The 3,894-nt window shown below is 67.3% G+C and carries 6 protein-coding genes; all 6 read left to right on the forward strand.

The genetic code is table 11. The features are described 5' to 3' along the window. Nucleotides 1-284: 284 nt before the first annotated feature. The 6 genes from WS68_RS04215 to WS68_RS04230 all read left to right on the forward strand — a co-directional run bounded on the left by WS68_RS04215 (nt 285) and on the right by WS68_RS04230 (nt 3,833). Entirely contained in the window at nt 285-527 is a 243-nt protein-coding gene (locus WS68_RS04215) for an antitoxin (RefSeq protein WP_059569609.1), read from the forward strand. After that, nucleotides 524-934, forward strand: a complete 411-nt coding sequence (locus WS68_RS04220; RefSeq protein WP_059569610.1) for a type II toxin-antitoxin system VapC family toxin — start codon at nt 524-526, stop codon at nt 932-934. Before WS68_RS04215 ends, WS68_RS04220 begins: the two co-directional genes overlap by 4 nt. Nucleotides 935-1,013: 79 nt before the next feature. Beyond that, nucleotides 1,014-1,154, forward strand: coding sequence for a hypothetical protein (locus tag WS68_RS28220; RefSeq protein WP_197419519.1), 141 nt, complete (start codon nt 1,014-1,016; stop codon nt 1,152-1,154). Between the two features lie 198 nt (nt 1,155-1,352). Then, nucleotides 1,353-1,592: a hypothetical protein gene (locus WS68_RS04225; RefSeq protein WP_231752942.1), complete on the forward strand. Its 240-nt coding sequence runs from the start codon at nt 1,353-1,355 to the stop codon at nt 1,590-1,592. A gap of 18 nt (nt 1,593-1,610) precedes the next feature. Next, the gene (locus WS68_RS27240) at nt 1,611-1,811 is read left to right on the forward strand and encodes a hypothetical protein (RefSeq protein ID WP_156429332.1); all 201 of its coding nucleotides are present in this window, start codon (nt 1,611-1,613) and stop codon (nt 1,809-1,811) included. Nucleotides 1,812-2,129: 318 nt separating this feature from the next. After that, nucleotides 2,130-3,833 carry a site-specific integrase gene (locus tag WS68_RS04230; RefSeq protein ID WP_082709796.1) on the forward strand — a complete coding sequence of 568 codons (1,704 nt, stop codon included), beginning with the start codon at nt 2,130-2,132 and terminating at the stop codon, nt 3,831-3,833. Nucleotides 3,834-3,894 lie beyond the last annotated feature (61 nt).

The raw sequence follows: 3,894 nt of genomic DNA on the forward strand, positions 1-3,894 counted from the left end.
TTTATTCGTTGGCCTTCTGAGGAATCCTGATCATTCCGAGACCGCTTATCGACAGGCTTCCTTATTGCGACAGAACCTCGCGGGCTGCGTGCCGACAAGCCTGCACTGAGCGTGAGTCGCGAAGACCCACTTGAACCGAAACGGGCCCGCAACAGCAAGTGATTTACTCCAAGCAGAAAGACCGATCGATCGGTGCGCCGACATGGACATGACTGCATTGCGAATTCGCGTCGGCTTGTATATGCTGTGGCATATGCTAACCCGATTGAAGAGGGGGCGTCCTGATGCCAACCCATGACACCCGCCACGCGCGCCTGTTTCGCAACGGGCGCAGCCAGGCCGTGCGGATCCCGCGCGAATTCGAACTACCGGTCTCGGAGGTCACCATTCACCGGGAAGGCCGCCGCTTGATCATTGAACCCGTGGAGGCCGCGCCCTTGCGTGAGCTGTTTGCCCAATGGACCCCGCTGGACGAGACCTTTCCGGACATCGAGGACCTTCCGCCTGAACCGGTCGACATCGAATGACGCTGTACCTGCTCGATACCAACATTTTGTCGAACGTGATCCGCGACCCGCGCGGCGCATGCGCCACTCGGGTCGGAGAAACCCCGCCGGAGCAAGTGTGCACCTCGATAGTCGTCGCGGCGGAACTGCGGTTCGGCGTCTGGAAGCGTGGCTCGTCAACACTCGCGCAGCGCGTCGAGCAGTTGCTCGCAAGCCTGGCCGTGTTGCCGCTGCAGCCCGACGCGGACCGGTGCTACGGGCGGCTGCGCGCCGAGCTCGAGAAGCAAGGCCAGCTGATCGGCGCCAACGACATGCTGATCGCCGCGCATGCGCTGGCCGTCGACGCCGTGCTGGTTACGGACAATACGGCCGAATTCACCCGCGTTGCCGGGCTGCCGGTCGAAAACTGGCTGCGATCGGCGACGTAACGCGGTGTGGCGGCCGCCGGCGGCACGATGGGAGCCACCGACGCACGACAGTGCGCCTGAGAACAGAATAGGAGCGGGGATGAGCGGATTCGGCGGTGTCGCGATTTTTGCCTTCGCGTTGACTGTTGGGTGCCTCGCGCTCGGCTGGAGCCAACCTGCGGTGGCCACATTCGCCGCGTGCATCGTGTGCGCGGTCTATGCGTCCCGGGGCGAGCACTGAGCGCCGGCCGACCGGCGGGCGCGTCCGGGTCCCGATGGACGTCCTGCGACACGCAGGCGCGGCGAAGGAGATGGCGAAGTGATACCCCGATGACGGCGGTCCAGCAGATGTTCATTGAATGGTGCATCGGCTACATGAAATTCCACATCGCCGACGCGATGTCGGTCGGTCTGATGTCCCTCGAGGCCGAGCGCCACGGTGGGGCTGTGGACCATGCGGCAAAAGGGGCGGTACGGCTTCCTCGGTGACGACATGATCGAGATCGGCAGGCGCCTGTTTCCGGATGCGCCGGACGCACCGGAAGGATCCGGGCTCGACGCGGCCTACGAGCGCGTGTGTACGGTCCTCGACGACTGGTTGCCCGGCTTCGTCATCCCGCCTGGCCAGATATCGTTTCTGCCGGACCCCGAACTGCCGGGCGGCGAGCCCGTTGAGTGAGCGGCCGCCTCGATAGAATTGACCACGTACCAAGAGGAGATCGGAAATGAACCCAGGAATCGGGCTGCTGGCGGTCGCGGCGGGGCTGGTGGGGTGGCGGCGATCGACCGGAGGCTGTCGGCCCTCTGGCCCGCCAGTTACGGGCTGTATCACCCGCTGGCGGCGATCGGCATGGTGGCCAGCTTGCCGCTGGTCGTGTACCTGATTACGCGCCGCTGAGCGACGACGGGCCCGGCTGCGGCCGGGTCTTTGTGGCCATCGTCCAATGCCGCTAAGTTAGATTATCGGCATTGCGATTAATGGGTCAAAACCTGTAAAGTACGGTTTGAGCGTGAGCGGGTAGACCAAAAATTAGGGTTTTCCCTTGGATTGGCAGATTTTCTGCCGACACGGAGTCGGCAGCGCTACTGCAGCGCCGAAATCGCGCACGACGCGTAGCTCGCCGCAGTGCCCGCGCATCGCCACCTCGCGGCGTGGGCGTGCGTCATGCGCGTGAGCGAACCCGGCGGGCGCTCGCCGCTTCACCCTGGGATTGACATGGCGAACCGACCGCAACAACTGGAACTGCCGCCGCCGCGCACCTATAGCCGCACTGAATTCACCGCGCTGCGCGCGCGCGTGAAAGGGCTGCCGATCGCCACGATCACCCGTCTGTACTTCGATCCCGACACGACCGTGCCACTCGACGTCGAGCGTCTATTGCGCACGATGCGCGACGACCTGGTCGCGGTGGCGCTGCGCGAGGGCGCGCCGGCGTTGGTGTCGCACCTGCAGGAGACGATCGCGAAATACGGCGAGCCGCGCCTGACGCCGGTCACGCTGCAGATGATCGAACGGGCAGCCCATCAGTGGGCAACCGCGCAGCCGGCGGCCGACCATCCGATCGGCCGCTGGTTCCGGCCGCTCGTGGCAGAGCGGCTGGCGGGTGAGGGCCTCCACACGCTCGGCGAGCTGGTGGCGTTTGTGAACCGCCGGGGGGGCCAGTGGTGGCGGGCGGTGCCCCGGATCGGCGCGCACCGCGCGCGCGTGTTGATCGGCTGGCTGCGCAGGCATGCGGCGACGGTCGGCCGGTTGGCGGCGTCCGAGTTCGACGCCAGCGACGCGCTTGCGCCGGCCGCCGGGGCGGGGGTGGTCGCGAGGGCGGGCCAACTCGCGCCGCTCGAACGCCTGACCTTGCCGGCTGCCCTATCCGGAGCGCGCGGTGCGAACCGTGCGCCGACATTCGCCTACGTGCGGGCGGTACACGATCTGGATGCCGTGCGCGCGTATCTGCACCGCTACGACGACCGGCCAGAGACGCAGCGGGCATATACCCGCGAGCTCGAACGCCTGGTGCTGTGGTGTGTGATTGAGCGTGGTGTCGCGTTGTCGTCGATGACGGTCGAGGATTGCGAAGCGTACAAGGCGTTCCTGGCCGCGCCGAGCGACCGGTTCACCGGGGCGCCCGTCGCGCGCGCGAGCCGGCACTGGCGGCCGTTCGCGCCCGGCGGCCTGTCCGCGGACAGCCAGCGCTACGCGGTGCGAGCGATCCGCGCGGCGTTTGCCTGGCTCGTCGACGTGCGCTACTTGGCCGGTAATCCGTGGCGGGCGGTGACCGATCCCAATGTGGTGAAGCGTGCGCGTAAGCTGCAGGTCGAGCGGGCGTGGCCGCTCGACCTGTGGACGCGGGTGCGCGCGTTTTTGGCCGATCGCGCGGAGCTCGTCGGCCCGGTCGGCGCTCGCTGGCGCACCGCGCGTGCGCTGTTGCTGGTGATGGGCGACGGCGGCTTGCGGATTGCAGAAGCGGTCGGCGCGGAGCGCGCCGCACTGGTTTGGTTACCCGCTGACGGCGAGACGCCGGCGAGTTGGCTGCTTGAGGTGATCGGTAAGGGCAACAAGCAGCGTTTCGTGCCGATCAGCGATGCGTGCGTCGACGCGGTGCGCGCACACTGGCGCGATCGCGGGCTCGCGTTCGACGCACGCGACGCGGCGGGGCCGCTCGTCGCGCCGCTGAACGTGCCGCCGACGCCGCGCGCGCAGGCGAAGCACGCGCGCGCGAAGGCAGCCGGCACGGGCAGCGTTGCAGCGGGTTATTCGGTTCGCGGGGCGCGGGCCCTAACGCGCTGGGCGATCGATCAGCTGCTCGACGCAATGCCCGATCTGACCGAGCCGCAGCGGCGCAAACTCGCCCAGACCTCGCCGCATGCGTTTCGGCACACCTTCGGCACGCAGATGCTGGCGGCCGGGGTTCTGTCGCATTAGTGGAGGGCCAGTAGAATGGTCGACTTCGAAGAACTGAGCCCTCACCGATGCGCCTTGCTGC

The organism is Burkholderia sp. TSV86, assembly GCF_001522865.1.
GTDB lineage: Bacteria > Pseudomonadota > Gammaproteobacteria > Burkholderiales > Burkholderiaceae > Burkholderia.